13 protein-coding genes are annotated in these 16,778 nt (G+C 71.2%); 9 read left to right on the top strand and 4 right to left on the bottom strand.

Going from position 1 to position 16,778, the window contains the following annotated elements; all coding sequences use genetic code 11:
- Positions 1-11 precede the first annotated feature (11 nt).
- Complete coding sequence (locus ACIHCQ_RS10845) at positions 12-1,211, bottom strand: acetyl-CoA C-acetyltransferase (protein ID WP_399660229.1); 1,200 nt, start codon at positions 1,209-1,211, stop codon at positions 12-14.
- A 155-nt stretch (positions 1,212-1,366) separates the two neighbouring features.
- Here ACIHCQ_RS10845 and mce point away from each other — a divergent pair, with 155 nt between their 5' ends.
- The 7 genes from mce to ACIHCQ_RS10810 all read left to right on the top strand — a co-directional run bounded on the left by mce (position 1,367) and on the right by ACIHCQ_RS10810 (position 11,259).
- Complete coding sequence (gene mce / locus ACIHCQ_RS10840; protein WP_399660226.1) at positions 1,367-1,804, top strand: methylmalonyl-CoA epimerase; 438 nt, start codon at positions 1,367-1,369, stop codon at positions 1,802-1,804.
- Positions 1,805-1,971: 167 nt separating this feature from the next.
- A complete protein-coding gene (gene scy, locus ACIHCQ_RS10835) occupies positions 1,972-5,898 on the top strand; it encodes a polarized growth protein Scy (protein WP_399660223.1) in 3,927 nt (1,308 codons plus the stop codon).
- A gap of 113 nt (positions 5,899-6,011) precedes the next feature.
- Positions 6,012-6,947, top strand: coding sequence for a cellulose-binding protein (locus tag ACIHCQ_RS10830; RefSeq protein WP_399660220.1), 936 nt, complete (start codon positions 6,012-6,014; stop codon positions 6,945-6,947).
- A gap of 371 nt (positions 6,948-7,318) precedes the next feature.
- The gene (locus ACIHCQ_RS10825; protein WP_399660217.1) at positions 7,319-8,305 is read left to right on the top strand and encodes an ABC transporter ATP-binding protein; all 987 of its coding nucleotides are present in this window, start codon (positions 7,319-7,321) and stop codon (positions 8,303-8,305) included.
- Positions 8,306-8,308: 3 nt separating this feature from the next.
- Positions 8,309-9,088: an ABC transporter permease subunit gene (locus ACIHCQ_RS10820; protein ID WP_399660214.1), complete on the top strand. Its 780-nt coding sequence runs from the start codon at positions 8,309-8,311 to the stop codon at positions 9,086-9,088.
- 168 nt (positions 9,089-9,256) lie between these two features.
- Positions 9,257-10,426, top strand: coding sequence for an ABC transporter ATP-binding protein (locus ACIHCQ_RS10815; protein ID WP_399660210.1), 1,170 nt, complete (start codon positions 9,257-9,259; stop codon positions 10,424-10,426).
- The gene (locus tag ACIHCQ_RS10810; RefSeq protein ID WP_399660208.1) at positions 10,423-11,259 is read left to right on the top strand and encodes an ABC transporter permease subunit; all 837 of its coding nucleotides are present in this window, start codon (positions 10,423-10,425) and stop codon (positions 11,257-11,259) included. Before ACIHCQ_RS10815 ends, ACIHCQ_RS10810 begins: the two co-directional genes overlap by 4 nt.
- Positions 11,260-11,270: 11 nt before the next feature.
- Here the strand turns inward: ACIHCQ_RS10810 and ACIHCQ_RS10805 are convergent, their stop codons facing one another.
- The gene (locus ACIHCQ_RS10805; protein ID WP_399660206.1) at positions 11,271-11,603 is read right to left on the bottom strand and encodes an ATP/GTP-binding protein; all 333 of its coding nucleotides are present in this window, start codon (positions 11,601-11,603) and stop codon (positions 11,271-11,273) included.
- 214 nt (positions 11,604-11,817) lie between these two features.
- Here ACIHCQ_RS10805 and ACIHCQ_RS10800 point away from each other — a divergent pair, with 214 nt between their 5' ends.
- Positions 11,818-12,849 (top strand): LLM class flavin-dependent oxidoreductase, encoded by a 1,032-nt coding sequence (locus tag ACIHCQ_RS10800; protein WP_399660203.1) that lies wholly within the window; start codon positions 11,818-11,820, stop codon positions 12,847-12,849.
- A 92-nt stretch (positions 12,850-12,941) separates the two neighbouring features.
- Here ACIHCQ_RS10800 and ACIHCQ_RS10795 read toward each other — a convergent pair whose 3' ends face one another.
- Positions 12,942-13,334, bottom strand: a complete 393-nt coding sequence (locus ACIHCQ_RS10795) for an SCO5389 family protein (RefSeq protein ID WP_399660200.1) — start codon at positions 13,332-13,334, stop codon at positions 12,942-12,944.
- A gap of 214 nt (positions 13,335-13,548) precedes the next feature.
- On the opposite strand from ACIHCQ_RS10795, the gene nucS reads away from it, so the two are divergent.
- On the top strand, positions 13,549-14,229 hold the full coding sequence (nucS, locus tag ACIHCQ_RS10790) for an endonuclease NucS (RefSeq protein WP_399660197.1): 681 nt from the start codon (positions 13,549-13,551) through the stop codon (positions 14,227-14,229).
- A 78-nt stretch (positions 14,230-14,307) separates the two neighbouring features.
- On the opposite strand, the gene ACIHCQ_RS10785 is transcribed toward nucS, so the two are convergent.
- On the bottom strand, positions 14,308-16,755 hold the full coding sequence (locus ACIHCQ_RS10785; protein ID WP_399660195.1) for an ATP-binding protein: 2,448 nt from the start codon (positions 16,753-16,755) through the stop codon (positions 14,308-14,310).
- Positions 16,756-16,778 lie beyond the last annotated feature (23 nt).

The following is a 16,778-nucleotide window of genomic DNA, read 5'->3' as shown; positions in this document are numbered from 1 at the left end:
CCGACGAAGAACTACTTGGCGACCCTGACGATCAGCGCGTCACCCTGCCCGCCACCCCCGCACAGCGCCGCCACCCCGACCCCGCCGCCCCGGCGCTTCAGCTCCAGCGCCAGGTGCAGCACAAGCCGCGCCCCGGACATGCCGATCGGGTGGCCCAGCGCGATCGCGCCACCGTTCACGTTCACCTTTTCCGGGGATACCCCCAGGTCCTTCATTGACTGCACGGCCACCGCCGCGAACGCCTCGTTGATCTCGATGAGGTCGAGGTCGCCGACGCCGATGCCCTCCTTGCCCAACGCGTGCAGGATCGCGTTCGACGGCTGCGACTGGAGCGAGTTGTCCGGCCCCGCCACGTTCCCGTGGGCGCCGATCTCCGCGAGCCACTCAAGGCCCAGCTCCTGCGCCTTCGCCTTGCTCATCACCACGACCGCCGCGGCCCCGTCCGAGATCTGCGAGGACGTGCCCGCGGTGATCGTGCCGTCCTTGGCGAACGCCGGGCGCAGCTTGGCGAGCGACTCCACCGTCGTCTCGGCGCGGATGCCCTCGTCCCTGTCGCAGAGCACCGGCTCGCCCTTGCGCTGCGGGATCTCGACCGGTGTGATCTCCGCCTCGAAGACACCGTTCTTCTGCGCCGCCGCGGCCCGCTGGTGCGAGAGCGCCGCGATCTCGTCCTGCTCCGGGCGGCCGATGCCGAGCCGGGTGTTGTGGTGCTCCGTGGACTCGCCCATGGCGACGTTCTCGAAGGAGTCGGTGAGACCGTCGTACGCCATCGAGTCGAGCATCTCGATCGCGCCGTACTTGTAGCCCTCACGGGACTTCGACAGCAGATGCGGCGCGTTGGTCATGGACTCCTGGCCGCCCGCGACGATCACATCGAACTCGCCCGCGCGGATCAGCTGGTCGGCCAGCGCGATCGCGTCCAGCCCGGAGAGGCAGACTTTGTTGACCGTCAGGGCGGGGACGCTCATCGGGATGCCGCCCTTGACCGCGGCCTGGCGGGCCGGGATCTGGCCCGCCCCGGCCTGGAGCACCTGGCCCATGATCACGTACTGCACCTGATCACCGGCGATGCCCGCGCGGTCCAGCGCCGCTTTGATGGCGAAGCCGCCCAGGTCGGCCCCGGAGAGAGACTTGAGCGAGCCGAGCAGCCGCCCCATGGGCGTACGGGCGCCCGCGACGATCACGGATGTGGTACCGGTCGTTCCTGACATGAGACGCGATCCCCTTTCAGCGCAGCTGAGGAAGTGAACGAGGGTTTACTTCAATGTACTGACCGGTATGGTCCGCGGTCACCTGGCGGCCGGTGTGATCGCGCGCACGTTGTGTGCACGTTGCGTAACCGCCGCCGGAGCGGTGCACTGGGCACATGCTGACGCGAATCGACCACATCGGGATCGCCTGTCTCGACCTCGACAAGACCGTGGAGTTCTACCGGGCCACGTACGGCTTCGAGGTCTTCCACACCGAGGTCAACGAGGAGCAGGGCGTACGCGAGGCCATGCTCAAGATCAACGAGACGTCCGACGGCGGCGCCTCGTATCTCCAGCTCCTGGAGCCCACCCGCGAGGACTCGGCCGTAGGAAAGTGGCTGGCCAAGAACGGCGAGGGGGTCCACCACATCGCCTTCGGCACCGCCGATGTGGACGGTGACGCCCAGTCGGTCCGGGACAAGGGCGTACGGGTGCTCTACGACGAGCCGCGGACCGGTTCCATGGGCTCGCGCATCACCTTTCTCCACCCCAAGGACTGCCATGGCGTCCTCACCGAACTCGTCACGTCCGCAACCTCCGCAACAGAGCACTGACCACGGCGATTCGCGGCCCGGTAGAGTGAGCCGTTCCGGGCCGGGGCCGGGCCGGGGCCGTGCCGCGTCCCCGCCGTTGATCTGACACCATTCCCCGGGGGGCCGTTCGCCGCCGAACGGTGCTCGTACGGAGACAGTTGCGACCAGGGGACGGATGGGACCGCGCAGTGCGGGGCTACGAACACCAGGAGAGCCACCGAGCTGACGACGACCACCTCTCGCGGTTCGAAGCCGAGATGGAACGGCTGAAGACCGCGCGGGAGAAGGCCGTCCAGCACGCCGAGGACCTCGGTTACCAGGTCGAGGTGTTGCGCGCAAAGCTCCACGAGGCACGCCGCAGCCTTGCCTCCCGTCCCGCGTACGACAACGGCGCCGACCTCGGCTACCAGGCCGAGCAGATGCTCCGTAACGCCCAGATCCAGGCCGATCAGCTCCGCACCGACGCCGAGCGCGAGCTGCGCGAGGCGCGCGCCCAGACGCAGCGCATCCTCCAGGAGCACGCCGAGCACCAGGCCAGGCTTCAGGCGGAGCTGCACACCGAGGCGAACCAGCGCCGTCAGCGCCTGGACCAGGAGCTGGCGGAGCGCCGCCAGACCGTCGAGGCGCACGTCAACGAGAACGTGGCCTGGGCCGAGCAGCTGCGCGCCCGTTCCGAGGCGCAGGCCCGCCGGCTGCTTGAGGAGTCCCGTACGGAGGCCGAGCAGTCGCTGGCCGCCGCCCGCGCCGAGGCCACCCGTATCGCCGAGGAGGCGCGCAGGCGGCTCGGCTCCGAGTCCGAGGCCGCCCGTTCCGAAGCGGAAGCGATCCTGCTGCGCGCCCGCAAGGACGCCGAGCGGCTGCTGAACGCCGCGTCCAACCAGGCGCAGGAGGCCACCTCCCACGCCGAGCAGCTGCGCTCGTCCACCTCCGCCGAGTCCGACCAGGCCCGCCAGCAGGCCGCGGAGCTGAGCCGCACCGCCGAGCAGCGGATCCAGGCGGCCGAGGAGAAACTGCGCGAGGCCCGCGCCGAGTCCGAGAAGGTGCTGACGGAGGCCAAGGAGTCGGCGGCCAAGCAGCTGGCGTCCGCCGAGTCGGTCAACGAGCAGCGCACCCGTACGGCCAAGGCCGAGATCGCACGGCTGGTCGGCGAGGCCACCAAGGAGTCCGAGGCGCTCAAGGCGGAGGCCGAGCACGCGCTCGCCGACGCCACCGCCGAGGCCGAGAAGCTGGTCGCCGAGGCGGCCGAGAAGGCCCGTACGGTCGCGGCCGAGGACTCCGCGGCCCATCTCGCCAAGGCCGCCCGTACCGCCGAGGAAGTCCTGACCAAGGCCTCCGAGGACGCCAAGGCCACCACGCGCGCCGCCGGCGAGGAGGCCGAGCGGATCCGCCGCGAGGCCGAGGCGGAGGCGGACCGGCTGCGCGGCGAGGCCGCCACTCAGGCCAACCAGCTCAAGGGCGCGGCCAAGGACGACACCAAGGAGTACCGCGCCAAGACCGTCGAACTCCAGGAGGAGGCACGGCGGCTGCGCGGCGAGGCCGAGCAGCTGCGCGCCGACGCGGTCGCCGAGGGCGAGCGGATCCGCGGCGAGGCCCGGCGCGAGGCCGTCCAGCAGATCGAGGAGGCGGCGCGGACCGCCGAGGAGCTGCTGACCAAGGCGCGCGCGGACGCCGACGAGCTGCGGTCCGCCGCGACGAACGACAGCCAGCGTGTACGTACGGAAGCGATCGAGCGCGCCACCACGCTGCGCAAGCAGGCCGAGGAGACGCTGGAGCGCACCCGCGCCGAGGCGGACCGGCTGCGCGTGGAGGCCGAGGAGCAGGCGGAGGCCGTCAAGGCCGCCGCCGAGCTGGCGGCACAGGCGCTGCGCGAGGAGACCGAGCGCGGCGTCGCGGCCCGCCAGGCCGAGGCCGCCGACGAGCTGACCCGCCTGCACACCGAGGCCGAGACGCGCGTCGCCGCCGCCGAGCAGGGGCTGACGGACGCGCGCGCCGAGGGCGAGCGGATCCGGCGTGAGGCCGCCGAGGAGACCGAGCGGCTGCGCGCCGAGGCCGCCGAGCGGATCCGTACGCTCCAGGCGCTGGCCGAGCACGAGGCGGAGCGGCTGCGCGACGATGCCGCGGCCGACGCGTCGACCACCCGCGCCGAGGCGGAGAACATCGCGGTACGGCTGCGCAGCGACGCCGCCAACGAGGCCGAGCGGCTCAAGAACGAGGCACAGGACAGCGCCGACCGGCTGCGGGCGGAGGCAGCCGCCGCCGCCGAGCGGGTGGGCGCCGAGGCCGCCGAGGCGCTCGCCGCCGCCCAGGAGGAGGCGGGCCGCCGCCGCCGCGAGGCCGAGCAGATCCTCGACTCCGCGCGCGGCGAGGCCAACCAGGAGCGCGAGCACGCCCGCGAGCAGAGCGAGGAGCTGCTCGCCTCCGCCCGCAACCGGGTCGAGGAGGCGCAGACCGAGGCGCACCGTCTGGTCGAGGAGGCCGACCGGCGCGCCACCGGCATGGTGCAGGCCGCCGAGCAGACCGCCCAGCAGGTACGGGACTCCGTCAGCGGCCTCTACGAGCAGGCCGAGCAGGACATCGCCGGGCTGCGCTCCGCCGCCGAGCATGTCGCCGAGCGCATCAGGACCGAGGCGCAGGAGGAGGCGGACCGGGTCCGCTTCGACGCGTACGCCGAGCGGGAGCGGGCCGCCGAGGACGCGGCCCGGCTGCGCGCCAGGTCCCAGGAGGAGACCGACGCCGCGAACGCGCTCGCCGAGCAGACCGTCGGCGAGGCGATCACCGAGGCGGAGCGGCTGCGCGCGGAAACCGCGGAGTACGCCCTGCGGATGCGTACGGAGGCGTCGGACTCGCTGGCCGCCGCCGAGCAGGACGCCTCGCGCACCCGCGCCGAGGCCCGCGAGGACGCCAACCGCATGCGCTCCGACGCCGCGACCCAGGCCGACCGGCTGATGGGCGAGGCGACGAGCGAGAGCGAGCTGCTGCGTACACAGGCGGCGGAGACGCTGTCCCGCGCCGAGCAGATCAAGACGGAGGCCGCGGCGGAGGCCGAGCGGCTGCACGCCTCGATCCGCGCCGAGGGCGAGCACATCCTCGACGAGGCGCGCCAGGCCGCCGACAAGCGGCGCGGAGACGCCGCGACCCAGGCCGACCAGCTCATCAACAAGGCGAGCGGCGAGGCGGAGCAGCTGCGCGCCGAGGCCGCCGAGACGGTGGGCTCCGCCCAGCAGGCCGCCCAGCGCATGAGGTCCGAGGCGCAGAAGGCCCTGGCGAGCGCCGAGGCGGCGGCGGAGCGGCTGCGCGCGGAGGCCAGGGACGAGGCCGACCGCACGCTGGACCAGGCGCGCGAGGCCGCGGCCAAGCGCCGTGCGGACGCCGCTGCCCAGGCCGACCAGCTCATCAACAAGGCCCAGGAAGAGGCGCTGCGCTCGGCCACCGAGGCCGAGGCGCAGGCCGACACGATGGTGGGCGCGGCCCGCAAGGAAGCGGACCGGCTGTTCGCCGAGGCGACGGTCGAGGGCAACTCCCTGGTGGAGAAGGCCCGTACGGACGCCGACGAGCTGCTGGTCGGCGCGCGCCGGGACGCCACCGCCATAAGGGAGCGCGGCGAGGAGCTGCGGACCCGCGTCGAGGCCGAGGTCGAGGAGTTGCACGAGCGCGCCCGCCGGGAGAGCTCCGAGCAGATGAGGACGGCGGGCGAGCGCGTCGACAATCTGGTCAAGGCCGCCACCGAACAGCGCGCCGAGGCCGAGGCGAAGGCGAAGGAGCTGCTGTCCGACGCCAGTTCCGAGGCCGCTACGGTGCGGATCGCGGCGGTCCGCAAGGCGGAGGGGCTCCTCAAGGAGGCCGAGCAGAAGAAGGCCGGGCTGACCCGGGAGGCCGAGCAGATCCTGGCGGAAGCGCAGGCCGAGGCGGAGCGCATGGTCTCCGAGGGCAAGCGGGAGCTCGATGTGCTGGTGCGCCGCCGCAAGGACATCCAGGCGGAAATCTCCCGGGTGCAGGATGTGCTGGAGGCGTTGGAGTCGTTCGAGGCGCCGTCGGCCGGCACGAAGGACAGCGGCATGAAAGCGGGCGCCACAGCCGGGGTTACACGATCGAGTGGCAAGTCGTCCGATGCCTAGCACTCAAAAGGCTGGACATTCTCCAGATCAAACGCGCATCTGCACGGTGACACGCCGCTTTGGCCCCTAGGATTCCCCCTATCACCTCACCGGTCTCATTCGACAGGAACCCCATGAGCGACACTTCCTCCCCCTTCGGCTTCGAGCTCGTGCGGCGTGGTTACGACCGCGGTCAGGTGGACGACCGCATTACCAAACTCGTCGCCGACCGTGACAGTGCTCTGACCCGAATCACCTCTCTGGAAAAGCGCATTGAGGAGCTCCACCTCGAAACGCAGAGCGCCCAGGCCCAGGTCAGCGACGCGGAGCCGTCGTACGCCGGGCTCGGCGCCCGCGTCGAGAAGATCCTCCGCCTCGCCGAGGAGGAGGCGAAGGACCTGCGCGAGGAGGCCCGTCGCGCGGCCGAGCAGCACCGTGAGCTCGCCGAGTCGGCCGCGCAGCAAGTGCGCAACGACGCCGAGGCGTTCAGCTCCGACCGCAAGGCGAAGGCCGAGGACGAGGGCGTCCGCATCGTCGACAAGGCGAAGAGCGACGCCTCTACACTGCGCACCGAGGCGCAGAAGGACGCGCAGTCCAAGCGTGAGGAGGCGGACGCGCTCTTCGAGGAGACCCGCGCCAAGGCCGCCCAGGCCGCCGCGGACTTCGAGACGAACCTCGCCAAGCGGCGCGAGCAGTCCGAGCGGGACCTGGCCTCGCGTCAGGCGAAGGCGGAGAAGCGCCTGGCGGAGATCGAGCACCGCGCCGAGCAGCTGCGCCTGGAGGCCGAGAAGCTGCGTACGGACGCGGAGCGCAGGGCCCGTCAGACGGTGGAGACGGCGCAGCGTCAGTCCGAGGACATCGTGGCCGACGCGAACGCCAAGGCCGACCGGATCCGCAGCGAGTCGGAGCGCGAGCTGGCGGCGCTCACCAACCGCCGCGACTCGATCAACGCGCAGCTGACGAACGTCCGCGAGATGCTGGCGACGCTGACGGGTGCGGCCGTGGCCGCCACCGGTCCCGCCGACGACGAGCCGATCTCGCGCGGCGTCCCGGCGCAGCAGTCGCGCTAGTCCCCGCGGTACGTCGCAGTTGCAGCAGTTGTACGTCTCCGAGTGCCCGGCCGCCTTGTGGCGCCGGGCACTTGGGCGTCATAGCCATGTCAGCACCAGGTACGGCCTCGGGCGCTTGTCGGGGGCGCTGCCCCCGAACCCTCCCCCTACTCCCCCTACGCCTAGCGGCGTGGGGGGACCCCCAGCGGGCGTGGGGGGACCCCCAGCGCCTCAAACGCCGGCGAGGCTGACTTCTCGCCCTCGGGCCCTTGTCGGGGCTCCGCCCCGAACCCCGCGCCTCAATCGCCGGGCGGGGCTGGATTCCCCAGCGAGGTTGATTTTCGCCCGGGTCCCAGTGGCGGCGGGCACCGGGCGCCCCTAGCCTGGCGGGCATGATTGAGCTCGACGGCCTCACCAAGCGCTTCGGCAGCAAAGTCGCGGTCGACCACCTGTCCTTCCAGGTCAGACCCGGCATGGTGACCGGCTTCCTCGGCCCGAACGGAGCAGGCAAGTCGACGACGATGCGGATGATGCTCGATCTCGACAACCCGACCAGCGGTTCGGTGCGGATCGACGGCAAGCACTACCGCGACCTGCAGGAACCGCTGAAGTACATCGGCGCGCTGCTGGAGGCCGGGTCGATGCACGGCGGGCGCAGCGCGTACAACAACCTTCTCTGCCTCGCCCAGTCCAACCGCATCCCCGCGTCCCGGGTCTCCGAGGTCCTGGACACCGTCGGACTGACCTCGGTCGCGAAGAAAAAGACCAAGGGATTCTCCCTTGGTATGGGCCAACGTCTGGGAATCGCTTCCGCGCTGCTCGGCGATCCGGAGATCTTGATGTTTGACGAGCCGGTGAATGGTCTGGACCCCGAGGGAATTCACTGGATCCGCAATCTCATGAGGACTCTCGCGTCGCAGGGGAGAACGATCTTCGTTTCCTCGCATCTGATGAGCGAAATGGCCCTGACCGCCGATCATTTGATCGTGATCGGGCAGGGGCGGCTGCTCGCGGACACCTCAATGGCTGATTTCATCCACCAGAACTCCCGGAGTTTCGTACGGCTGCGCTCGCCGGACCGGGAGCGGCTGCGCGAAGTGCTGCGTACGGCGGGGTTCACCCCCATCGATTCGGGCGACGGCGTGGTGGAGATCGACGGCGCCACCACCGAGCAGCTGGGCGAGCTGGCGGCCCGGCACGGGCTCGTACTGCATGAACTGAGCGCGCAGCGCGCGTCGCTGGAGGAGGCGTTCATGCAGATGACGGTGGGTTCGGTGGAGTACCACGCGCATTCGGAGCCGGTGCCCGAAGATGTGCGGCCGCCGCCTCCAGGCTGGGGCCAGAGCCGTCCCCAGAGCCAGAGCCGCAAGGGAGTCTGACCCATGGCATCGGTACCCGCCGTCCTGTACTCAGAGTGGACCAAGATCCGTACGGTCTCCTCGACCACCTGGACGCTGGTGTGCGCGTTCGCCGTCACCATCGCGATGGGCGGCGCGCTCAGCGCGCTGCTGAAGGCGACCTTCGACGACATGTCGCGCGAGGAGCAGCTCACCTTCGACCCGACGCTCATCAGCTTCTCCGGGATGATCCTCGGTCAGCTCGCGATGGTGGTCTACGGGGTGCTGGTGGTCTCCACGGAGTACAGCACCGGCATGATCCGCATCTCCCTGGCGGCCGTACCGCAGCGCGCCACCTTCCTCTTCAGCAAGATCGGGGTGGCCACCGCGCTGGCGCTGGCCGTCGGGATGGTGACGAGTTTCCTGACCTTCTTCCTCGGCCAGGCGCTGCTGGGCGAGCACGGTACGAATCTCGGCGCGGACAACGTCCTGCGCGCGGTCATCGGCGGCGGGCTCTACATGGGCCTGATCGCGCTGTTCTCGATGGGCGTAGCGGCGATGCTGCGCAGCTCGATGCTCTCGCTGGGCATCCTGATGCCGTTCTTCTTCCTGGTCTCGCAGATCCTCGCGTCCGTACCGAAGGCGAAGACACTCGCCCAGTACTTCCCCGACCAGGCCGGTGGCAAGATCATGCAGGTGGTGCCGGGCGCGATGAACAGCGACGAGGCTCCGTACGGGCCGTGGGCCGGACTCGTGATCATGCTCATCTGGGTGGCCGCGGCGCTGGCCGGAGGCTATCTGGTGCTCAAGAAGCGGGATGCGTAGCGGCTCGTCCTGGCGCCTGGCGGACCTCACATCGGGGCCGCCGGATCGACGCCAGATCGTTACGGCTTGGCCGGAACCGACCATGCACAGTTATCCTCCTAGCTCTTACGGGGGCGAGCGGCCGGAAGGCCTGTGCCCCGACGACCCGAAAGTCGATGGGGCTGGAGAATGATCGAGGCAATCGGCCTGACGAAGCGCTATGGCGCCAAGACAGCCGTGTACAACCTTTCCTTCCATGTGCGGCCAGGAGCCGTCACCGGATTCCTCGGTCCCAACGGCGCCGGCAAGTCGACGACGATGCGGATGATCCTGGGGCTCGACCAGCCGAGCGCGGGCCGGGTGACCATCGGCGGGTGCTCCTTCCGGGAGTTGCCGAACGCGCCCCGGCAGGTCGGCGCGCTCCTTGACGCCAAGGCCGTGCACGGCGGCCGCAGCGCGCGCAACCACCTGCTCTCGCTGGCGCAGTTGTCGGGTATCCCGGCCCGCCGCGTGGACGAGGTGCTCGGCGTCGTCGGTCTGCAGGAGGTCGCCAAGAAGCGTTCCAAAGGCTTCTCGCTCGGTATGGGGCAGCGCCTCGGCATCGCGGCGGCGCTGCTCGGCGACCCGCAGGTGCTGCTCTTCGACGAGCCGGTCAACGGGCTCGACCCCGAGGGCATCCTGTGGGTCCGCAACCTGATGAAGCGCCTGGCCTCCGAGGGCCGTACGGTCTTCGTCTCCTCGCACCTGATGAGTGAGATGGCCGTCACAGCCGACCACCTGATCGTGATCGGGCGCGGGCAGCTGCTCGCGGACATGAGCGTCAAGGACTTCATCTCGCACAACTCCGCGGACTTCGCCCGGGTCCGTACCCCGCAGACCGAGCCGCAGCAGCGCGAGAAGCTGTCCGCCACGCTCACCGAGGCGGGCGGGCAGGTCATGCCGGAGCCGGACGGCGCGCTGCGCGTCACCGGGCTGCCGCTGCCGCAGATCAGCGATCTGGCGCACTCGGCGGACGTACGGCTGTGGGAACTCTCGCCGCACCAGGCCTCGCTGGAGGAGGCGTATATGCGGATGACGCAGGGCGCGGTCGACTACCGCTCGACGACCGACCAGAAGTCCGGTCTGATGCAGCAGCCGCCGATGGGCTACGTACCGCCGCAGCAGATCCCCGCGGTGCCGCAGCAGGGCTGGTACGCCCCGCCGCCTCCGCAGCACCCGCAGCCGGGCCAGAACCCGTACGCCGACGCGCCCGCTGCCGTGCCGCCTGCCGCAGCTCCCGTGCCCCCCGCCGCAGCTCCCGTGGCTCCTGCCACACCCCCCGCGCCCGCCGACCTGACGAAGCCCGAGGACGCCCGATGACCGCCCCCATCCCCTACCAGCAGCAGTCCGCGCCCCCCGCCTCCCTGTACTCGTCGCCGATTCCCGCGCGCAACGCGCACCTCGGCGACGCGCTCGCCTCCGAGTGGACCAAGATCCGTTCCGTACGCTCCACGGTGTGGACACTCGGCGTCATGATCGTGCTCATGATCGGCATCGGCGTACTCTCCGCATGGGCCGTCTCCGCCTCCGATACCGAGCTCGGTGAGCAGTCGGTGCTCTCGCTGGGCTTCTTCGGCGTACTGCTCGGCTCCATCTGCGTGATCACGCTGGGCGTGATGACCATCGCGTCCGAGTACGGCACGGGAATGATCAGGACCACCCTGACCGCGTGCCCCAGCCGCGCCCGTGTACTGGCGGCCAAGGCGATCGTCTTCTTCCTGCTCGTCTTCACCGTCACCGCGGTCATGAACGGGATTGTGGGGGTGCTGCAGACCGCGATCGTGAACCAGGGGTCGTCCACCGGCGAGGACTGGTTCCGCGCGACGGTCGGCGTCGCGCTCTACGTCGCGACCCTCGGCCTGCTCTCGCTCGCCGTCGGCACGCTGATCCGTCACTCGGCGGGCGCGATCACCATCATGATCGGTGTCGTGCTGCTCCCGCTGGTGCTGGCCATGTTCATGTTCTCGGAGTCGCTGAGCGAGCTGCAGACGGCCCTCTTCGAGTACTCGATCCCCAACCAGATCGGCGTGCTGTACGACAACGCCGTGACGGACTCGGGCCCGGCGGGCTGGGATCCGCTGTGGATCGTGCTGGGGATCACAGCGGCGGCCATGGCGGGCGCCTTCCTGTCCCTCACCAAGCGCGACGTGTAAGCACTGGCCGATCAGTACTTGGGCGCGTTACGGGACCGCTGCACCCGCGTGGTGCGGCGGTCCTTCGCGTTCCAGCACGCCTTGTGCCAGTGCCGCCGGTCATCGACACCGCCGCCGTGACCCGGCCACGCCACCACATGCGGCACCCCGGAGGGGATCTCCTGATCGCAGCCCGGACAGCGGTACCGCTTGCCATTGGCACTTGCGCCCGCGACATGGCGCACCGACCAGTCCTCGCCCTGCCAGAACTCGCTCTGCCCGAAGCCGCCGTACCTCTCACCAGGCTCGCGGACTTGCTCGGGGGGCTTCTCGCCGCCTCGGGGGCGGTTGCGGCGCGGGGACACGTGACACCTCATGGGGCAAAGTCCGGATAGTTCCACCCCAGCCTAAGGGCCACAGCCAGGGGTACTCGTCCCGTTCGGCGTGAGACCGTGACACTCGCAAGCGGCGGTTACCGGAAAATCGCAACAACTTCACGTTCGGCCGTGCCTATGGCACGTGTCAGACGTTGTTGCCAGCAGGGGGAGTGACGCGTCGGCCGCAAGGAGGCAATAGGCGATGCGCGTGGGGACATTTGTACTGGCGGCTCAATTCCCGGGCCAGGGACAGGGGGAGGCGCTGCACCGAGCGGTGCGGTCCGCCGAGGTCGCGGAGGAGTCCGGACTCGACTCGGTCTGGCTGGCCGAGCACCATTTCGTGCCGTACGGCGTGTGTCCGTCGGCTGTGACACTGGCCGCGCTGCTGCTCGGCCGCACCCGGCGGATCCGGGTCGGTACGGCGGTGAGCGTCCTGCCGAACGTTCATCCCGTGGCGCTGGGCGAGCAGGCCGCACTGCTGCATCTGACCAGCGGCGGGAGGTTCTCCCTCGGCGTCGGGCGCGGTGGGCCATGGGTCGACCTGGAGGTCTTCGGCACCGGCCTCGACGCGTACGAGAAGGGCTTTCCCGAATCGCTCGACCTGCTGCTGCGGTGGTTGCGCGAGCCCCGCGTCGCCGCGCAGGGGGAGCGCTTCACCTTCCGCGAAGTCCCGGTCGTACCAAGGCCGGACGAGCTGATCGGCGGCGCGCGCCAGGGTCCCGAGGTGATCATCGCGTGTACGTCTCCGGCGAGCGTGCGGCTCGCCGCCGAGCGCGGGCTGCCGATGCTGCTCGGGATGCACTGCGGCGACGAGGAGAAGGCGGAGATGGTCGCCCTGTGGCGTACGCACGCGCTGGCCGCGGGCCACACCCCCGAGGAGGTCGAGGACGCCGCGCATGTGTCGGCCGGAGTGGCCCAGATCACCGACAGCCGCGCCGAGGCCTCGGAGACGCTCGTCAAGGCGATGCCTGGCTGGCTGAAAGAGGGGCTGGACGCCCATGTGACCGTCGACGGCAGGCAGCGCGCGATGCGGGACCCCGTGGCGTACGCGGAGCTGCTGTGCGGCCTGCACCCGGTGGGCCCGCCACGGCTGGCCGCCGACCGTATCGCGGCCACCGCCGCCCGGACCGGCATCACCCGCTTCGCGCTGCTGGTCGAGGGCTCGGGCGATCTGGCCGCCACCGAGGAGAACGTACGGCGGCTGGGCACAGAGGTCCTGCCCCTGCTGACGTGATCCCCTGCTGACGCGACCGCCGCTGCGTACCGAAGGTGCCGCCGCTCCGCGTCAGTCGCACCTCCCGCGACACGAAGCGGCGGCAGAAACCTTCAGCAGTCCCGGAGTTCGGGCGACTGGTTGAGCAACTGGCCCCGCACGGACGTGAAGCGGGCAAGCCGCTCATCGACCGAGGAATCCAGCGGGAACACCGCGACGCGATGGCAGTTCTGGAATGCGAGGCGCACTCCGAAGTGCCGCTGTAACGCTCCTCGAATCGCGTCACTCGCAAGCGCGCGCAGCAGCTGACCGCGTGCCTGCTCATCCGGGGGAGGCGTCTGGTTGTCGGCGAATTCGCCGCCGTCCACCTTCAGCTGAGCCACCAGAGAACTGATCATCTCCCATGCGTAGGGCAGGGAGGTCCGGACGCAGTCGACGAAGGCTGCTTCGTCGACCTCGCCTCGCTCGGCCTGCTCCAACAGCGCCGGTGAGACGTCGAGCGACATGGGTTCTCCTCTCGCGACCCCGATACAGGGGGCCTTACGGGCAGGGAAGGGGGACGACGACGCAGCGTGCGCGGCCGGCGACCCCCCGGCTCCCACGGTAAGTGCGCCGTCCGGAGGGCACCAGGAGATTGGGACCACAACCGGCCAAATGACGAAGCACCTTTTCCCGGGCCGAATCGCGCGCGGCTGCTCCGGTCGAGTAGCGTTGCCGACCATGCGTCTTGTCATCGCCCGCTGCTCCGTGGACTACGCGGGCCGGCTCACGGCCCACCTGCCCTCCGCTCCCCGTCTCATCCTGGTCAAGGCAGACGGCAGCGTCTCCATCCACGCGGATGACAGGGCGTACAAACCACTGAACTGGATGTCCCCTCCCTGCACTCTCAAGGAAGACGGCAAGGGAGCTGAGGGGGCGGACAGTGTGTGGACTGTCGTCAACAAAGCGGGCGAGAAACTGATCATCACAATGGAGGAAATCCTCCACGACTCCTCGCACGAACTCGGCGTGGACCCCGGGCTGATCAAGGACGGTGTGGAAGCACACCTCCAGGAGCTGCTTGCCGACCGGATCGAGACGCTGGGCCAGGGCTACACCCTGATCCGGCGCGAATACCCCACGGCGATCGGCCCGGTGGACATCCTGTGCCGGGACTCCGACGGCGCGACGGTGGCCGTGGAGCTCAAGCGGCGCGGCGACATCGACGGTGTGGAGCAGCTCACGCGCTATCTGGAGCTGCTGAACCGGGACCCGCATCTGGCACCGGTGAGGGGCGTCTTCGCGGCGCAGGAGATCAAGCCGCAGGCGCGGGTGCTGGCGACGGACCGCGGGATCGGGTGTGTGGTGCTCGACTACAACGCGATGCGGGGCATCGAGGACGACAAGCTCCGGCTGTTCTGAGACGAGAGACGCGTACGGCCCCGGGCGGCGATGCTGCCCGGGGCCGTACTGCGTCATCCCGCCATCGTCCGGCGAGCGTCAGATCACCGGGGACGGTGAGGCCGAAGTCGGTGACGCCGAGGTCGGGGAGGCCGAAGCCGGTGCGCTCGCGGTGATGGGGGCGCTGGCCGACTGGCTGCCCGGCGGTGTCGGCTCCGACGAGCCGCCGGTGGGTGTCGGAGTGGGTGTCGGCGTGGGTGTCGGCGTAGGCGTGGGCGTAGGCGTGGGGGGCGGTGTCGGCGTAGGCGTCGGCTTTGGCGACTTGGTCGGGGACGGCGACTTGGTCGGTGTCGGCGAACCCGACGGCGGCTCGCTCTCCTGCTCGGACGGGTGACCCGACGAAGCGCTGGGGCTCGGCTCCACCGCGTCCTCGGTGTCCTGGACCACGCCCGGTTCGGCGGGGCGGTCGGTCGAGCCGCCGTCCGGCTCCTCCGTGTCCGCGCCGTCCCCTGAGCCGTTGTCCTCGTTCGCCGTCTCGCCGTTCCTGACGTTGTCGTTGGGCGTGTCCTGCGGGCCCGAGGTCGCCCCGAGCGTCACCACGGTACCGAGCACCGCGGCGAGCAGCGCGCCCGTGCCCACGGCGACCAGGTTGCGGCGCGCGCCGCCGAAGACCGTACGGCGGCGGCTCGGCCTCGCGCCGCCACCGCCGCCACCGCCGCCCGGGGACAGCTCCCGCTGCCCCACCAGCGTCGCGGGCTCCGGAGCCGTCGGCCGCGGCCCCATCCCCAGGCCGAGCGGCAGCACGGCCGCCGGTACGCCCGCGGGCGGCGACGCCGGCTCCTCGTAACGCGGGGCGGGCGGCGGCTCGATCGCCAGGACGCGTCCGCCGGGCAGCAGGCCGCCCGACCGGTCCTCGACCAGCGCCAGCGCCCGGCGTCCCGCGACTGTGCCGACCTTGTCCGCGAGCGCCCCGCGCATGGCGATCGAGGCCTCCAGCTCGGCGCGCGCCCGGTCCAGGTTGCCTGCGCAGAGCGCCAGTACGCCCAATTCATGGTGGAAATAAGCTTCTTCGGCCACTTCGCCCGCGATACGGGCCGCTTCGGAGCCGACCCGCAGGGCCCGCTCCCAGGCGCCCCAGTGCTGCCCCGTCGCGAAGACGGGCGCGGCGCTGCGGGCCAGTAGTACGGCCGCGCTGGGGTGTCCGCCCTCGTGGCCCTGCACGAGGGCGCTCAGCGCCGCGAGCAGGGCGTCCGCCTCGGCCGCGGCGCGCTCGGGCGTCACCGAGGGGTGCCCGGCCCACCAGGCGTAGTGCTGGGCGGCGGTGTGGGCGAGGGCGGACGCCGTCTCGGCGTACCCCTTCTCCGTCAGCTGGGCGGCCACGCCCGCCGCCAGCCGGTAGCGCGGGCCGACCGGGGAGAGCAGCCCACAGCTCATCAGCTCGCCGAGCGCGGCGTCCGCGTGCGTGTCGCCGACGAGCGCGGGCAGATGCGCCTGGTGCGGCACCTCGCCGCCGAGCGCGACCGCGAAGCGCAGGGTCTCGCGGGCGGACTCGCTCAGCCGTGAGGCGAGCAGCGAGGCGGGCGCGGCGGCCTCCCCCACGGTCGGCAGCGGCGCATCGGCGGGCTCGATGCCGTCGAAGGGGGTGTAGGAGTCGAAGTCCTCCGGGTCGATGCGCAGGCTGTCGTACTGCCGCAGCAGCGCGCCCGCCTGGAGGAAACGCAGCGGCAGGCCCTCGGACTCGAACCAGAGGTCGCCCGCCCAGTTCACCTCGTCCTCGGTGAGCGGCCTCTCCACCGCGCGCCGCAGCAGCTCCAGCGAAGCGCCGCGGCCCAGACCGGCGAGGAAGACCTCTTCGAGGTGCGAGTCCGCGGCGGGCGCGGCGACGTCGGGTGTGGCGGAGACCAGGAAGGCGCACTCGGGCGCGCCGTCCAGCAGCTCGCCGAGCGCCGCGCCGCCGAACTCCAGGTCGTCGAGGACGACGATGGCGCCGATGTCGCGGACCAGTGCGAGCAGTCCGGCCCGGTCGGGCCGGTGGAGGGGAGCGTCGTAGACGGTGGCGAAGAGCTCGTACAGCAGCTCGGTGGGCGTGCGGTGGTGGCCGTTGAGGCGTACGACGCCGTCGGGCGCGAGGTCCGCGCACTCCTCCGCCACGGCGTCGAGCAGCGCGCTGCGGCCGGAGCCGGCGGGGCCGGTGAGCCGCACCGAGCGCCCGCGCCCCAGCAGTCGTACGAGCCGCTCGCGCTCCTCGTCGCGCTCCAGCAGCGGGAGCCGCGCGGCGGGAGGCCCGGCGGGTACGGGCGGCTGGGCCGCGCGCAGGAGTTCGGCGCGTTCGGCGGCGGTGTGCCGGACCGGGGGCGAGGAACGCCGGCCCGGCGGAAGGGATGCGATCTCGCTGCCGTCGACGGGATTGACGGTGAGCAGGAAGTCACCCGCGACGAGCTCGGTGGTACGGGCGGGCGCCGGCGCGGACTGTCCGAAGCCCGGCGTGATGGCGTCGCGCGGCGGACGCGCCTGTCCCGCGCCGTCGCCGAAGCTGTCGTTGTCCATGCTCAAAGCCCCCAGATGCGCTT

The sequence above is a fragment of the Streptomyces sp. NPDC052236 genome, assembly GCF_044548015.1.
Lineage (GTDB): Bacteria > Actinomycetota > Actinomycetes > Streptomycetales > Streptomycetaceae > Streptomyces.
Note: the sequence above shows the minus strand (reverse complement) of the source record. Positions and strands in the feature narration are given on the sequence as shown.